15 protein-coding genes are annotated in these 15,215 nt (G+C 60.2%); 6 read left to right on the top strand and 9 right to left on the bottom strand.

Annotated elements, in window-relative coordinates:
- Nucleotides 1-10: 10 nt before the first annotated feature.
- The 5 genes from ABVN21_RS12715 to ABVN21_RS12695 all read right to left on the bottom strand — a co-directional run bounded on the left by ABVN21_RS12715 (nt 11) and on the right by ABVN21_RS12695 (nt 5,966).
- Nucleotides 11-2,398 (bottom strand): DUF3772 domain-containing protein, encoded by a 2,388-nt coding sequence (locus ABVN21_RS12715; RefSeq protein ID WP_339556407.1) that lies wholly within the window; start codon nt 2,396-2,398, stop codon nt 11-13.
- Nucleotides 2,399-2,616: 218 nt separating this feature from the next.
- Nucleotides 2,617-4,020, bottom strand: coding sequence for a heavy metal sensor histidine kinase (locus ABVN21_RS12710; RefSeq protein WP_339556417.1), 1,404 nt, complete (start codon nt 4,018-4,020; stop codon nt 2,617-2,619).
- Between the two features lie 5 nt (nt 4,021-4,025).
- Entirely contained in the window at nt 4,026-4,697 is a 672-nt protein-coding gene (locus tag ABVN21_RS12705; protein WP_034150245.1) for a heavy metal response regulator transcription factor, read from the bottom strand.
- A 112-nt stretch (nt 4,698-4,809) separates the two neighbouring features.
- A complete protein-coding gene (locus tag ABVN21_RS12700) occupies nt 4,810-5,067 on the bottom strand; it encodes a DUF2790 domain-containing protein (protein WP_339556406.1) in 258 nt (85 codons plus the stop codon).
- A 128-nt stretch (nt 5,068-5,195) separates the two neighbouring features.
- On the bottom strand, nt 5,196-5,966 hold the full coding sequence (locus ABVN21_RS12695) for an alpha/beta hydrolase (RefSeq protein ID WP_339556405.1): 771 nt from the start codon (nt 5,964-5,966) through the stop codon (nt 5,196-5,198).
- A 582-nt stretch (nt 5,967-6,548) separates the two neighbouring features.
- On the opposite strand from ABVN21_RS12695, the gene ABVN21_RS12690 reads away from it, so the two are divergent.
- From ABVN21_RS12690 to ABVN21_RS12680, 3 genes are read left to right on the top strand one after another with little or no spacing between them, the layout of a single operon-like run.
- Nucleotides 6,549-7,514, top strand: coding sequence for a tripartite tricarboxylate transporter substrate-binding protein (locus ABVN21_RS12690; protein ID WP_339556404.1), 966 nt, complete (start codon nt 6,549-6,551; stop codon nt 7,512-7,514).
- A 1-nt stretch (nt 7,515) separates the two neighbouring features.
- Entirely contained in the window at nt 7,516-8,004 is a 489-nt protein-coding gene (locus ABVN21_RS12685; protein WP_339556403.1) for a tripartite tricarboxylate transporter TctB family protein, read from the top strand.
- Nucleotides 8,005-8,026: 22 nt separating this feature from the next.
- Nucleotides 8,027-9,535 carry a tripartite tricarboxylate transporter permease gene (locus tag ABVN21_RS12680; protein WP_339556402.1) on the top strand — a complete coding sequence of 503 codons (1,509 nt, stop codon included), beginning with the start codon at nt 8,027-8,029 and terminating at the stop codon, nt 9,533-9,535.
- 27 nt (nt 9,536-9,562) lie between these two features.
- Here the strand turns inward: ABVN21_RS12680 and ABVN21_RS12675 are convergent, their stop codons facing one another.
- Entirely contained in the window at nt 9,563-10,447 is an 885-nt protein-coding gene (locus ABVN21_RS12675; RefSeq protein ID WP_339556401.1) for a LysR substrate-binding domain-containing protein, read from the bottom strand.
- A 159-nt stretch (nt 10,448-10,606) separates the two neighbouring features.
- On the opposite strand from ABVN21_RS12675, the gene ABVN21_RS12670 reads away from it, so the two are divergent.
- Nucleotides 10,607-11,908 (top strand): FAD-binding oxidoreductase, encoded by a 1,302-nt coding sequence (locus ABVN21_RS12670; RefSeq protein WP_339556400.1) that lies wholly within the window; start codon nt 10,607-10,609, stop codon nt 11,906-11,908.
- Between the two features lie 44 nt (nt 11,909-11,952).
- A complete protein-coding gene (locus ABVN21_RS12665) occupies nt 11,953-13,041 on the top strand; it encodes a polyamine ABC transporter substrate-binding protein (protein ID WP_339556399.1) in 1,089 nt (362 codons plus the stop codon).
- 162 nt (nt 13,042-13,203) lie between these two features.
- On the opposite strand, the gene grxC is transcribed toward ABVN21_RS12665, so the two are convergent.
- Complete coding sequence (gene grxC, locus ABVN21_RS12660) at nt 13,204-13,455, bottom strand: glutaredoxin 3 (RefSeq protein WP_339556398.1); 252 nt, start codon at nt 13,453-13,455, stop codon at nt 13,204-13,206.
- Nucleotides 13,456-13,482: 27 nt separating this feature from the next.
- A complete protein-coding gene (locus ABVN21_RS12655) occupies nt 13,483-14,001 on the bottom strand; it encodes a carboxymuconolactone decarboxylase family protein (RefSeq protein WP_339556397.1) in 519 nt (172 codons plus the stop codon).
- Nucleotides 14,002-14,135: 134 nt separating this feature from the next.
- Between ABVN21_RS12655 and ABVN21_RS12650 the strand changes: the two genes are divergently transcribed.
- Nucleotides 14,136-14,948 carry an AraC family transcriptional regulator gene (locus ABVN21_RS12650; RefSeq protein WP_339556396.1) on the top strand — a complete coding sequence of 271 codons (813 nt, stop codon included), beginning with the start codon at nt 14,136-14,138 and terminating at the stop codon, nt 14,946-14,948.
- A gap of 38 nt (nt 14,949-14,986) precedes the next feature.
- Here the strand turns inward: ABVN21_RS12650 and ABVN21_RS12645 are convergent, their stop codons facing one another.
- On the bottom strand, nt 14,987-15,145 hold the full coding sequence (locus ABVN21_RS12645) for a DUF2986 domain-containing protein (protein WP_339556395.1): 159 nt from the start codon (nt 15,143-15,145) through the stop codon (nt 14,987-14,989).
- Between the last annotated feature and the right edge of the window lie 70 nt (nt 15,146-15,215).

Raw genomic sequence — 15,215 nt, 5'->3', positions numbered from 1 at the left:
TGATTCGGAATCACGCGGTGGGCGGCGGTTTCGCCAGCTCAATACCGGCGGCACCCAGCCGCTTGAGTACTTCAAACAGCAGATCGCTTTTGATCAAGGCCACGTTTCGCGGGCTGCCCACATAACCGGTGATGGTCAGCGTAATGCCTTCGGGTTTCAGTTGGCTGAAGCGTACGAACGGCGCCGGTTTTTCCAGAATGGAATCGTGCTCGACGAAGGTGTCGTACAGCAGGTTACGCACTTGCTCCGGGTCGATGTCCAGCGGGAATATCAGTTCGAGAGTCGCCACGCCCTGGGCGCTGCCGCCGAGGGTGACGTTGCGCAAATTCTGCGAAATCAGCTGTGAATTGGGCACGATGACGATTGAGCGGTCAGCCAGTTGTATTTCGGTGGCCCGCACGTTGATCCTGCGAATATCACCTTCCACACCACTGATGCTGATCAGGTCGCCGACTTTTACCGGGCGTTCGGTCAGCAGAATCAGGCCTGAAATGAAGTTCTTGACGATCTCCTGAAGGCCGAAGCCGATCCCCACCGACAAGGCGCTGACGATCCAGGCCAGGTTGGTCCACTTGATCCCCAGCGAAGACAGCGCGAGCAGTATCACCGACGCATAGCCGATATTGGCGAACAGGGTGCTGAGCGAGGCACACATGCCGGGGTCCATTTCCGTTTTCGGCAGGAACTCATTGTCCAGCCAGCGGCGAAACGAGCGGATCAGGTAGACGCCGATTGCCAGCGCCAGGATGGCATGCAGCAGGTTGCCCGGGACGATGTTCAGCTTGCGCAGGCCATCGCCTCCGAGGATGGCCAGAATATTGGTGATCAACTGGCCGAGCGTCGAGCCCACGCCACCCACCAGCAAGGTGATGAACGCGATCAGCAACAGTGCGGCCCGGCCAGCGCCGGACAAAATGGTCGAAATCTGCTCCAGGCGCGCATCGCCAATGCCCAGCAACTGTTTGATGCCCTTGCCGGTGGAATGTCGAGGTGAGAACAGGTGTTCGCAGCCGTCTTTCACCAGTTGGATCAGCAAGTAGAATCCGGCAAAGATGATGTACAGCCAGACCAGTTCATAGGTGATGAACCGCGACAGCGACACGTAGCCGGCGAGCAAGGTCAGCAGTGAAACTACCACGGCAATGCTGGCGAAGGCGTAGATCACGCCAGCCAGCGTCCGGCCCGCTTCAGGCGCTGTACCGGCCGCGACCATGGCCTGGCGGGTTTTGCTGACGCGCAACAACAGCAGGCCGATCATCGCCGAAACGATTAACGCCACAAACCCCCTGACGGAGATCACGACGTCTGAGCTCATGCCGGTGGCGTTGGTCAACTGGGCCATCGACACCAGCACCAGCAGCACGCAGGCCAGTCGCGCGGGGAAAGGCTTGATCGCCAGCGCGACTGAATCGGCTATGGCTGGCAGCCGCCACGAAGGATGCTGCGTGGACAGCAGTGCGCGACCCAGGCCGGTGATCATCACGCAGGTGTAAATGATCTTCTCGAAGTCCTGGGAAAAGCCCGCCAGTTGCGGCGTCAATGGCATCTGCCGGGTGACGGCAAAAAACAACAACTGCAAGGCAAGCCAGGCCGTCAACACGGTGGCGACGACCGAGGCCAGCGCCAGGGTGCTGCGCCGCAGGCGTCCTTCAGGCACGCGATGAATGCACAGCCAGGTCAGGCCTCGCTCAGTAAACCCCCGCCCGAGGAACCACAGGACCATGGCCAGTACGACCAACAGACTGGTGACGAGGCGTTGTCCCGGTTGCCACGCGGCGTCGAGGGTCGCGCTCGCCTGCGAGATGAACGAGCTCAGCCGCTGCCGATCCTCCGCGGGTGGATTCAACAAGGGCGCCCAGAACCAGGGGTTGAGGATGCTTTTGGTTTGTTGGGTCACTTCGGTTTCGAGCAGGCTGCGACGAATGCCGGCAATCTGGGTGAGGAGTTCGGCCGCACTGGCTTTGAGCGTAGCGAGGGCTTTGAGGTTGCTATCGATTCGGTTCTTTTGCTCGCTGAGCGTGGCTCGTTGCAGGGCAATATCGGTTTTTTCCGGAGAGGCCTGTTCCAGCGGTACCGGGCCGAGCACATTCATTTGCGCTTGTAATTGAGCTTGTTCGGGCAACAGCAGGGCCGACAGGCGATCGATGTCCTGGATAAACGCTTGCGCCAGATCCTGCGGAGCTTCCAGCTGGCTGTAGTTGGTGGCGAGGGAAACCTGTTGTTTGAGGCTGTTCAATCGGGTTTGCAGGGTCAGCAGATCAGCATCGGAAACCGTCTCGCTTGCAGGCCTGGTGATGGCGGCAGGGGTGTCGGAGAGGGGCGCCGCCGACAGCATTGCACTGCCCGGCCCGAACAGCGCCAACGCGACGAAAATCATCCACCTCAATCCATTGCGCATAGGCGTGCTCGATTGGTTGTCAGTCACCCAGCCTATGAGGTTAGGTCATGACTCGCGCTTTCGAGAGTTTTTCGTCGATTGAGTCCGGGTTGGCAAACCCTGTGGCGAGGGAGCTTGCTCCCGCCGGGCTGCGCAGCAGGCCTTCTTTTAGGGTCGCCGCGCGCCGCAGCGGGAGCAAGCTCCCTGGCCACAAGTGCGCGTTGTTCTTTCAATGGTCGTTATTCACCCGGTCGCCGCGCCGGGAAAAACAACTCAAAGCAGGTAACCCCGTCAGCACTGCTGACACTGTAGGCGCCGTTATGCAATTGCATGATCGTCGCCACGATCGACAGTCCCAAACCATTGGATTGCGCCGAGCGTTCGCGGGATTCGTCGACCCGGTAGAAGCGCTCGAACAGCCTGGGCAGGTGTTCGGCGGGGATGGTCTGGCCATGGTTGCGTACCTGCAAACGGATGCCGTCGGCCCTCGGTGCGGCGCTGATGTGCAGCTCGGAGTCAGGCGCGCCGTACTTGATCGCGTTGGAACACAGGTTGGCCATGGCGCGGCGCAGCAGCATCGGTTCGGCCCAGATCAATCCGCTGCCCTGGGCATTGATACGGATGCCGACATCGGCCGCGAGCCCTTCGAAATAGTCGGCCATGCGTTCCATTTCCTCGGCGGCGACCAGCTCTTGGCGTTGGCGCAGGGCACTGGCCGGGTCGGTGCGTGCCAGAAACAGCATGTTATCGAGCATCCGCGCCAGGCGTTCGAGTTCCTCGACATTGGAGGCGAGCAACTGTTGATAGGCTTCGATGCTGCGATTCTGCTGCAACGCGACCTGGGTTTCGCCGAGCAGGTTGTTGATCGGCGTGCGCAATTCATGGGCCATGTCGGTCGACACCTGGCCCAACTGCACGAAGCCCTTGCCCAGTCGATCGAGCATGGCGTTAAAGGCCTCGATCATCGGCAATAGCTCCAGCGGCGCATCCCGGCTGTCGAGGCGCTCGTTGAGGTTGCCGACGCCGATGCCTTGAGCATGTCGCGCCAAATGCCGAACGGGCAGCAGGCCGCGATCAACCAGTACATAGCCGGACAACGCCAATAGAATCGCCGCCACGCTGGCGAACAGATAAACGTTGAAGCGGTAACTGGCGAGCACGGCGGTGCGCTCGGTCATCAGGCGCCCGGTGAGCACTTGCAGAATGCCCTGGTCGCCGGTGTCGATGGTTGCCGCCAGCGCCGAAAAGGGCACGCCGTCGACGCTGGGCAAGTGCTGCACGTCGCTCAAGCTTAATGGGTGATCAATGGGCATCGGCGCTAACGCGGGGGTGTGCAGTTTGCCCGGGTTGACCTCCAGCAAGGGCGGTTGCCCGGGGGCGCCGATGGTCAATAGCGCCTCGCGGTTGCCGAGCATGTTCTGGAACAACGCCGGTTTGGTGCGGATCAGTTCCAGGGTGTTGCTGTCGTTGAGGAACGTGCGCAGTTGATCGATGCGCGTCACCAGCGCGGCGTCGTCGCGGCGGATCAACTCGCGCTCCAGGTCGTGGTACAGCGCTACGCCGAGCAGGGTCAGCGATACAAATGCCAAAAAGGCGAACACCAGCGCCAGACGCAGCGTCAGGGAATGGCGAAGGCGGGACAGTGCGCTCATGGCTGTGTATCGAAGCGGTAGCCGATGCCGCGCACGCTGTGGATCAGCTTGAGCGGGAACGGATCGTCGATCTTCATCCGCAGCCGGCGCACGGCGACGTCCACCACGTTGGTGTCACTGTCGAAATTCATGTCCCAGACCCGCGACGCGATCATCGAACGCGACAGCACCTCGCCCTGGTGCGTGGCGAACAGGTGCAACAGAGCGAATTCCTTGTTGGTCAGTGTGATGCGCACGCCGGCGCGAGTGACGCGGCGTTTGAGCACGTCGATCTGCAAGTCGTCGATTTGCAGCTGTTCTTCTTCTCGCGTTGGGCCACGGCGGGTAAGGGTGCGCAGTCGGGCTACCAGTTCGGCGAAAGAAAAGGGTTTGATCAGGTAATCGTCGGCGCCCAGTTCGAGGCCCTTGATGCGGTCGGCGATGTCATCGCGGGCGGTGAGGAACAGCACCGGCGTGTCGGCCTCCTTGCGCAAGCGACGCAGGACTTCCCAGCCATCCATCTTCGGCATCATCACGTCCAGCACGATCACGTCGAAATCGTGTTCCAGAGCCAGGTGCAAGCCATCGACGCCGTCGCGCGCCAGGCTCACGGAATAACCGAGTTCCTGCAAGCCGTTGAGCAGGTAATTACCGGCCTTGGGTTCATCTTCGACGACGAGAATGTTCATGGGATTCTGCCTGGTTCGGTGTCAGCAAAAGTCGGTGGCGCGCAGGCGGGCCACGGCGGCGTGCGTTGTCGCCAGTGTAGCCCGTTCATTTGCCGGTACGCGGGGGTGGCGATCAATGATCATTCGTGCAACCGCTGCCTTGAACGAGGTAGTCCAGTTCGTGCTGACGACCCTGGCGATCGAGGTAATTCAGTTGGGCGGGGATGATGCCGCACTGTTGCGAAATGTCGGTTTCGCCCAACACTTTGGCCACGTCGAGATGGACGAAGGCGGCATCTTTGTCGTGGATCACCGGAGCGCTGCTCTGGGTATCGGCAAACGCCGAGCCAGTGGCGAGGAGGGCGGCAAAACCGAGGATGTACAGTTTCATGATCAGTCTCTCTATTCAGGTGTGTGGTGGCTGCCGAAGTGTTGCCTGACAGTGAGTTCAGGTTAACCAGGCGATCTGGACAGCCCACCAACAGGTTGATTACAAAGTTGTAATGAAAGGGTGTGTGATTACGACTGGCGACCGGCGGCAGCGAGGATCAGGTCGGCGATTTCCTTGGAATGGGACACCAGCGACAAGTGGCTCGACGGCAATTCGATGGTGGTCGCGTCCATGCGCTTGGCGAGGAAACGTTCCAGGTCCGGGTTGATGGTCTGGTCCTGGCTGGACACCGCGTACCACGACGGCTTGGTGTGCCAGGCCGCGGCGGTGGTGCGGTCGGTGAACAGGGTCTTGGCGATCGGTTGCTGCTCGGCGAAAAGTTGCATCGCCCTGTCGTGGGCCACGTCACTGGCGAAGTACTTGAGGAAGGCGTCCTGCTTGAGGCTGATGAAACCGTCGTGCTCTTCGGTGCCGGCGCGCACGGGCATGGTCGGATATTTGGCCGAAAGGGCGACAAAGTCTTCCCCGGCATCCGGCGCCCGGGCGGCGACGTACACCAGTGAACTGACTTTCGGATTGACCCCGGCCTCACTGACCACCGTGCCGGCGTAGGAGTGGCCGACCAGTACGGTCGGGCCGTCCTGCTGATCGAGGACCCGTTGAGTCGCGGCTACGTCATCCGCCACCGAAGTCAGCGGATTCTGCACTGCAGTGACGTGCAATCCGGCAGCCTGCAAGCGGGCGATCACGTCCGACCAACTGGAGCCGTCGGCCCAGGAGCCGTGCACCAGCACGACGTTATTGGCCTTGACCGACGCGGTGCTGGCGGCCATGGCGGAACCGCTGCCCAGCATGAACAGGCTGGCGGCTATCAGGCAGAGTTTGCTCAATGGTTTCATGGTGGGGACCCTTGTTTTCTTCAGTGGCAGGTGTGTCATCCGGTGTGGGTGACTGACGGGTTCACTGTAGGGAGCGAGGGTGTTGAGTAGGCTGACAACTTGATGACATGTTTGTAATGAGCTTTCTTCAAAGCGGTTATACACATTCCCTGTGGGAGCAGGCCTGCCGGCGATGGCGGTGTGTCAGTCGACACTTGATTGACTGAACGGGCGCTATCGCTGGCAAGCCAGCGCCTACAGGGGAACTGCGTTTGCCCTCAGGAAATGGTGCAGACAAATCCCGCGTATCTGTAGGAGCCCGTCTTGCCGGCGATGGCGGTGTGTCAGTCGACACTTGATTGACCTGACGGGCGCCATCGCTGGCAAGCCAGCTCCTACGGGGGGATGCGTACAGGCTTCTGATCAGGACGGCCCCCAATAACGGATATTCACCCAATCCCAAAGCGCTCTCCAAAAACTGAAAGAACGCCAATCAGAACCATGGCCTACGCTTATCCGCAGGTCATGTGTATTGAGCAGGACTCGCGTTCTGATCGAAGCGCAGTTGGCACCCATAAAAACAATGTAAGAGGGAGGTACACCATGTCCGCTTTGTTCAGCCGCTTCAGTCGCTACCTGGCTGTTGGTCTCACCGCTGCTGCTCTCGCCACCCCCGCGTTCGCGCTGGACACCGTGAAGTTCATGGCCCCAGGCTCTGTGGGCGGCGGTTACGACCAGACTGCGCGGGTGTTGGGTAAAGCCCTGATCGAAGCCAACGTGGCCAAATCCACGACATTCGAGAACAAGGGTGGCGCCGGGGGAACGCTGGGGCTTGCGCAATTTGCCAACAGCACCAAGGGCGACCCGAACGCGCTGCTGGTGGTGGGCGCGATCATGGTTGCGGGCATCGAACAGAACAAACCGCAAATCACCTTGAAAGACGTGACGCCGATTGCCCGTCTGTTCACCGAATACAACGTGATTGCCGTGCGCAAAGAGTCGCCATACAAAACCCTTGAAGAGCTGATCACCGACTTCAAGGCCAAACCGTCCAGCATTACCTGGGGCGGGGGTTCCAAGGGATCCATCGACCACATCGGCATCGCCGAGCTGGCGGGCAAGCTCGATGTCCCGGTCAACAAGGTCAATTACATCGCCACCGGCGGCGGGGGTGAAGTGGTAGCCCAGGTGTTGGGCGGTCAGATCAAAGTGCTCACCGGCGGGTATGCCGAGCTCGGCCAATACATCAAGAACGGCCAGATCCGTGTTCTCGCCATCGGCGCGCCTGAGCGTGTTCCCGAGATCGATGCGCCGACTCTGAAAGAAAAAGGCTACGACGTGGTCATCGGCAACTGGCGCGGTGTCTATGGCGCAGCAGGCCTCACACCCGAGCAGCGGAAGGAAGTGACCGACGCAGTAGTGGCCGCCAGCAACAGCAAAGTCTGGCAGGAAAATATCAAAACCAATGCGTGGTCGCCCAGCGTGCTGACCGGTGATGACTTCGGCAAATTCGTCGACGAAGAGCACGTGCGGTTGCGTGCGATGCTGGTCAAGGTGGGGCTGCTTTGAGATGGCCTGGCCGCGTGCAGTGGTTCCGGCGCAACTGGCGATCGGCATTGGCCTGATCGCCCTCAGCATCGTGTTGGCCGTGGGGGCCTATCGCTTTCCACCGGAAATGGGCTTTGTCATTCTGCCGGCCTACGTCTATCCCTACGTCGTCGCGGCATTCCTGGGCGTGGTCGGCGTGTTGCTCAGTTACCAGGCCGCCAGCGGCGGTTTCCGTGAACTGGATAATGGCGGCGACCAGGGCACCATCCCCGGCGGCAAGGCTGGTGCAGCCTGGGTGACTGGCGGGCTGGTCGGCGTTGCCGTGCTCATCAACGTTATCGGCTTCGTATTGGCTGGCGCGCTGCTGTTTGTCTGCGCCGCACGGGGTTTTGGCAGTCGCCATCCGCTGCGGGATCTCGCCATTGGCATCGCCTTGACCCTGCCGATTTACTGGCTGTTCAACGCCGGGCTGGGGGTTTCCCTGCCGCCGCTGGTCAACGCCTGGATTTGACCCGGGCCCAAGGAGATCGAGCGTGGACATACTCTCAAGCCTGTTGATGGGGTTTTCCGCGGCGCTGACGCCAATCAATCTGATGTGGGGATTTATCGGCTGCCTGCTGGGGACCGCCATCGGCGTCTTGCCGGGCATTGGGCCGGCGCTGACGGTGGCCTTGTTGCTGCCAATCACCGCCAAGGTCGATCCCACAGGCGCCCTGATCATGTTCGCCGGGATCTATTACGGCGCGCAGTTTGGCGGTTCCACTACCTCGATTTTGCTCAATACACCGGGTGAGTCGTCCTCCATGGTCACGGCGCTGGAAGGCAACCTCATGGCGCGCAATGGCCGGGCAGGGCCGGCCCTGGCGACGGCGGCGATAGGTTCGTTTGTGGCCGGCACCATCGCCACGATCTTGCTGACCCTGTTCGCACCGGTGGTGGCCAGGCTGGCGCTGAATTTCGGGCCGGCGGAGTATTTCGCGATTCTGGTGTTGTCCTTCACCACCGTGTCGGCGGTGCTCGGCGCCTCCATGCTGCGCGGCTTTGCCTCGCTGGGCATCGGGCTGGTCATCGGCTTGATCGGCCTGGACTCGACTTCGGGAATCGCGCGCTACACCCTGGGCGTGCCCGAGTTGGTGGATGGCATCGAAGTGGTGCTGGTTGCGGTCGGGTTGTTCGCGGTCGGCGAAGCGCTGTACAGCTTGCTCTATCAAAAAGAGCAAACAGAGGGGCGGCACCGCATGACCTCGATGTGGATGACCCGCGCTGACTGGAAACGCTCGGTGCCCGCCTGGCTGAGAGGCACGTTGATCGGTTTTCCGTTCGGCTCGATTCCGGCTGGTGGCGCGGAGATCCCGACGTTTCTGTCCTATTCCACCGAACGCAAGCTCAGCAAGTTTGCGAAGGAGTTTTCCGCCAACAAAGGCGAGGGCGCCATTGAAGGCGTGGCCGGCCCGGAAGCCGCCAACAACGCCAGCGCCACCGGGTCATTGGTGCCGCTGCTGACCCTCGGAATACCGACGTCTGCCACTGCGGCGATTCTGCTGGCGGCGTTCCAGAACTACAACCTGCAACCAGGGCCGATGCTCTTCGAAACCTCCGCCGATCTGGTCTGGACCCTGGTCGCGTCGCTGTATATCGGCAACGTCATCCTGCTGGTGTTGAACCTGCCGCTGGTGGGTTTGTGGGTCAAACTTCTGCAAATCCCCCGGCCGTACTTGAACGCCGGGATTCTGGTGTTCGCCACCATCGGTGTGTACGGCATGCGCCATTCTTCCTTCGACCTGTTTCTGATGTTGGGCATCGGCTGGGCAGGTGTGTTGATGCGGCGGTTCGATTTCCCGGTCGCGCCGGTGATCGTGGGCATGCTGTTGGGGCCAATGGCCGAGAAGCAGTTGCGCAACGCCCTGTCCATCAGCGAGGGCGACTGGATGATCTTCGTGACCCAACCGATCTCGGCATTCTTCCTGGCCCTGACGCTGCTGGTGTTGGTGGTGCCGTATCTGCTGCATAAGCGTGGGATCAAGTTGCATGAAGACGACTGAGCAAATCCTGTAGGAGCAAGCTTGCTCCTACAGGTTGTGAGGTGAGACGGCCTGCTCGGCAAACCACTGCATCACCGGCCCGCACGCCGGATGCGACGCCGCCGACGGTTGCAGGCACAACGAATACACCCCTCGGGTCTTCAACGGTTCGCCGAACGGTACGACCAGCACCCCTCGCTCGATTGACTCGCCCGCCAGGGTCATGTCGGTCATGGCCACACCCAATCCACGCGCGGCGGCATCGAGTGCCAGTTCATCGAGGTTGAAGGGGATGTGCCGAAACTCCCCCAGCGCCTTGCCGCCATTGGCGCCCAGCCAGTTTTTCCAGTCATTCCTGTCGGCTGATCGGTGCAGCAGGGCGAAGCCGGGCAGTTCCTCCAGCGATGCCACGGCCAGGCCCGGTGCGCACACCGGCACCAGCGCCTCCTCGAACAGCGTCAGGCAATCCGCCGCGCCGGACGGCTGCGGCAGATAGAGGATGTAGGCGTCACTGTCGCTGGCCGGCTCGACCACTTCGGTCGCCACGGTTTCGATCGCCAGCGGAACCTCCGGATGATGCCGGTAAAAGTCGCCGAGCCTGGGCAGCAACCAGCGCACCGCCAACGACACATGCATGCGGATGCGGAACGGGCGTTTCTGCGGGGCGATCCGGTCTTCAAGGGCTTTGAGTTGTTCAAGCATATTCCGCGCAGAGGCGAGCACCTGTTCGCCCTCGGGTGTCAGGCGCAGGCTGCGGCTGTTCCTGAGGAACATCGCGACGCCGAAGTGACTCTCCAATTGCTGGATTTTCCGGCTCACCGCGCTCTGGGTCAGGCACAGCGTTTGCGCCGCTTGGGTGAAACTGCCGGAATCGGCAACTTCAACCAATGCTTGCAAGCCCTGGAGCGAAGGAACGTGGCGAATTTTATCCATGCGTTTTCAGAATACCTGAATGATTTAATAACGTTGGTTGCGACCATCAAGAGCCTTTAGATTCGAGCTCTGGCGAGTGTTATCTCAAACCGATCATGCAAATCAAGCATACAGCTTGAGCCGAGGTCACTCGCGCAACGACAGTCAACGAGGTGATGCATGGAAAATGTATGTGGCTGGATTGCACAAGCCGGGAATTCACCGCAGCGTGATCCTCTCAGCGGCAAGCAACAGGCCGATTGGCTGGTGATTGGTGCCGGGATCACCGGCCTGAGTGCCGCTCATTCACTCGCAGAAATGCATCCTCAGGCCCGGATCCTGGTTGTCGACCGCCAGCGTGCCGCGCAAGGGGCATCCGCGCGCAATTCCGGTTTCGTGGTGGCCCACGAACATCCAGCCGAAACCGAACTGCAAGGCCATTCAGGTTTCGCCGACTTTCAGGTTGATACGTCGATTTCCCGCGCCGCCAGCGATGAGGTGCGCAAGCGCATTGCCCGGTATGGCATCGAATGTGATTTCCGTGAATCGGGGTATTTCTTTGCCGTCAGCGATCCGCGCAAGTTGAGCCATGTCGAGGCCAAGTTGCAGACGCTGCACGCGGTCGGTGCTTCTGCGCAGTTCCTGCAAGGTGAGCAATTGATCGAGAAACTGGGAACTCGTCACTATCAATCCGCGATCTGGTGCGGCAATGGCAATGCACTGTTGCAACCGGCGAAGTACGTGAAGGGTTTGCTCGATGCGCTGCCGGAGAAGGTGACGCTGTTTGAAAACACCGAGATCACTCGCCTGCAACGCATCGGCAATGGGCGCATTCGCGCCGTCGGCATCAATGGCAGCATTGAGGCCAAACAGGTGCTGGTCTGCCTGAATGCCTTTATTCCCAGGGCGGGCATCAGCGACAGCGGCACCTTTGCGATGGAACTCAGCGCAAGCCTGACAAGGCCGCTCAATGACGAAGAGTTTCAAGCCATCGGAGCCCCAGAGCCGTGGGGCGTGCTATCGACCCGGCCATTAGGCGCCACGGTGCGCCTGACCCCGGATCGCCGGGTGATGATCCGCAACACCGCGGAATACCGCGCCAACGACTTGTCCCTCTCTGAGCTGGCGACTCGCCGCAAGCACCATGTGCTGGGGTTACAGCGACGTTTCCCAATGCTGAACGAACACGACATTCAGTACACCTGGACCGGACACCTCAGCGCTTCGCGCTCCGGGCAGCCGTACTTTGCCAAGGTCGAGGAGGGCGTGTTCGCCGTGGCCGGTTGCAATGGCTCGGGCGTGGCTCGCGGCACGCTTTGGGGTCGGTTATTGGCAGAACTGGCGTCGGGTGTCGACTCGCCGATTTTGCAATCGGTCATGGACCGGGCTCGCCCAGGTTGGCTCCCACCCAAGCCCTTTCTCGACATCGGCGCCATGCTGCGCATGCGCGTCGAGTCGGTCAGGGCCAAATCAGAAATCTAGAACTCCCCCACAATAAAAGCACTTCAGCACGAAGGTGATCGAACATGCGCGTCAATACAGTTTCCCTGCTGGCCGTCCTCTCTACGTTTTGCGCAGCCGCTTACGCCGACGAAACCGTGAATATTTCCAACTGGAACGGCTACATCGCCGACGACACCCTGGCCAATTTCACCAAGGAAACGGGGATCAAGGCCACCTACGACATTCACGACAGCAACGAAGTCCTGGAATCGAAGTTGATGACCGGCAATACCGGTTATGACGTGGTCAGCCCGTCGAACCACTTCTTGTCACGCCTGATCAAGGCCGGGGCGATCCAGAAGCTCGACAAGAGCCAACTGCCGAACTGGAAAAACCTCGACCCGGCCTTGATGAAAAAACTCGAGGTCAACGATCCAGGCAATCAGTACGGCTATCCGTACATGTGGGGCACCGCAGGCATCGGCTATAACGTCGATAAGATCAAGGCGATCTTCGGCAGCACTGATGTCACTCGTTCCTGGAACCTATTTTTCGACGAGGCCAACATCAAGAAACTCAGCGAGTGCGGTGTGGCGATCATCGACAACCCGACGCAGGTCCTGCCGATCACCCTCAACTACCTGGGCTTGCCGCCCCATAGCCATGAGCCGGCGGATTACAAAAAAGCCGAGCAGGCGTTGCTGAAGATTCGCCCATACGTGCAGTACTTCCACGCCTCCAAGTACATCAGCGACCTGGCCAATGGCAACGTCTGCGCGGTGATCGGTTTCAACGGCGACATCGTGCAGGCTGCCGCCAGCGCCAAGGAAGCAAAGAACGGTATCGACATTGCCTATGCGATCCCGGATGAGGGCTCCACCCTGTGGTTTGACATGGTGGTCATGCCCAAGAGCGCGCCGCACGAGAAGAATGGCTATGCGTACATGAATTACCTGCTGACCCCGCAAGTGATTGCGAACATCAGCAACAGCATTCACTACGCTAATCCAAACAGTGCGGCGGATGCCTATGTCGTACCGGCGGTGAAAGAGGACCTGGCGATATATCCTCCGAAAAACGTGATGGACAAGCTGTTCACCGTTGAGGATCTGCCGGCGTCCATCGCGCGCTTGACCACGCGCCTGTGGACCAAGCTGAAAACCAATACCTGACCCGTCAAACACCTGCTGTTGTGGCGAGGGAGCTTGCTCCCGCTGGACTGCACCGCAGTCCCTTTTTGGGGCCGCTGCGCAGCCCGGCGGGAGCAAGCTCCCTTGCCACAAGTTCGTGTTGGAGGCCGATGTTTTGGCTTGCGTTCATGAGTCGCCGCAAACTCACGCCAGCATCGACATCAATCCACCCTGGCGATCCAGCCTGGCCAGGTCGTCGAAGCCGCCGATATGCGTGTCGCCGATGAAAATCTGCGGCACGCTGCGCCGTCCGCTGCGGCTGAGCATTTCTTCGCGTTTGCCTGGCTGGGTCTGAATGTTGATTTCCTTCATCGTGATGCCTTTGCTCGCCAGCAGTGATTTGGCACTGCGGCAGTAAGGGCAGGTGTCTGTGGTGTACAGGGTGACGGTGTGCATGGTCAGTTCTCCGTAATCAGGCGTGGCTCAGGCATCGATGACCGGGAAGTCGATATCGGTCAGGGCGACGTTGTTCAGGTAGTTGGTCAGCGTCTGCGAAGCCACGTGGGCGATCACTTCGATGATCTTCGCGTCATTGATACCGGCAGCGCGGGCCGCGGCGATCTGCTCGCTGCTCAGGTGGCCACGGCTTTCGGTGATTTGCCGGGCGAGCAGGGCAAAGGCGTCTAGTTTGCCTTCCCGGGCGCTTAGAATTTCCTGGCCCGAGAGCCCAGCCTTGCCGGCAAACAACGTGTGCGCCGCCAGGCAATAGTCGCAGCCGTTAACCTGAGAGGTGGCGAGGAAAATCGCTTCCTTCTCCGTGGCGCTCAAGGACGTCTTGCCCAGCGCCGCAGAGTTTTGCAGGTAAGAGGCCAGCACGGAGGGCGCTTGGGCCAGCACGCGGAAGACATTGGGCAGGAAGCCGATTTTCTTCTGCACGCCTTCCAGCAACGGTCGAGTGGCGTCGGTGGCGTTTTCGAAGCTGACAGGGATGATGCGGGTCATGGTGATTCTCCGAAGATTTCAGCGCGACGGGCGCTGGGTACGGAGTTCATGCTAGAGATTGGTACTGGTTTATTGGGTGCAAATCGTCGACGATATGCGACAGATCGTCCAGAACTGCTTGCAGGGTAATTTCCATGGATCGCTTGTCTACATTGCTGGCACATTTCGGCGTCAATGCCGGCACTTTCCACAGCGGCACGTTTTGCGGCATCACAGCTTTCGATGGCAGCCAGACGTGCGGGCACCTGCACCTGTTCCAGGGCGGTGAGTTGGTGCTGAAACTGGCTGATGAACGAGAGCTGCTCATCTGCGAACCGACGTTGATCTTCTTTCCTCGTCCCTACCGCCATCGTTTGTCTTCCGGGGATGACGCCGGTACGCAACTGGTCTGCGCTTCGTTGACCTTCGACGGTGGCTCGGGCAATGCGCTGGCGGCAGCGTTGCCGGAATACCTGGTACTGAAACTCGCGGAAATCCCGACATTGAGCAGCACGCTGGAATGGCTGTTCAAGGAGGCTTTCGATGGCACCTGCGGGCGTGAAGCGGTGATGGACCGACTGTTCGAACTGGTGGTCATTCTGTTGCTGCGGCACATCCTCAGCAGTCGCGATCAGCAGCCGGGCATGATGGCCGGCCTCGCCGATTCACGCCTCGCGCGGCCCTTGAACGTCATGCATGAAACACCGGGCAAAGCCTGGAGCGTGGCAGAACTGTCGGCGCTGGCCCATATGTCTCGGGCCAGCTTCGCCGAGCACTTCAAACGCGTGGTCGGGCAGACACCCGTGGATTATCTGGTGAGCTGGCGCATCAGCTTGGCGCAGAAGCGTTTGCGCGAGGGCAAACCCATCGCCCTGATCGCCGAAGAAGTGGGCTACGAAAGTCCTTCGGCGCTGGCTCGGGCGTTTCGACGCAAGACAGGCGTCAGTCCGCGAGAGTGGAGGGGGTGAATTTTTGGTCCAGTGGAATAATGCGTTCGGCTACCGGATCAGCTTTCAGGGGCAATGACCGAATCAGGACCGGCCTCGGCAGCCAATTTCAATCGGTCCGCTTTACTGATGTATTTAGGCTTTTTTGGTGCCAGTTTGGCACTGGCTTTTTTGGCTTTTTCCTTGAACAACTGCTGTAGTTTTTTCTGGCGATTCATTTCTTCTACTCGGCATGTCAGTGCTTGAATGATGGCAGGGATTTTCGCACGAAGACTGGGTCGTGATGCA

This window comes from Pseudomonas sp. MYb327 (assembly GCF_040438925.1).
Taxonomy (GTDB): domain Bacteria; phylum Pseudomonadota; class Gammaproteobacteria; order Pseudomonadales; family Pseudomonadaceae; genus Aquipseudomonas.
The sequence above is the reverse complement of the archived record's forward strand: the minus strand, read 5'-3'. Positions and strand labels throughout refer to the sequence as shown.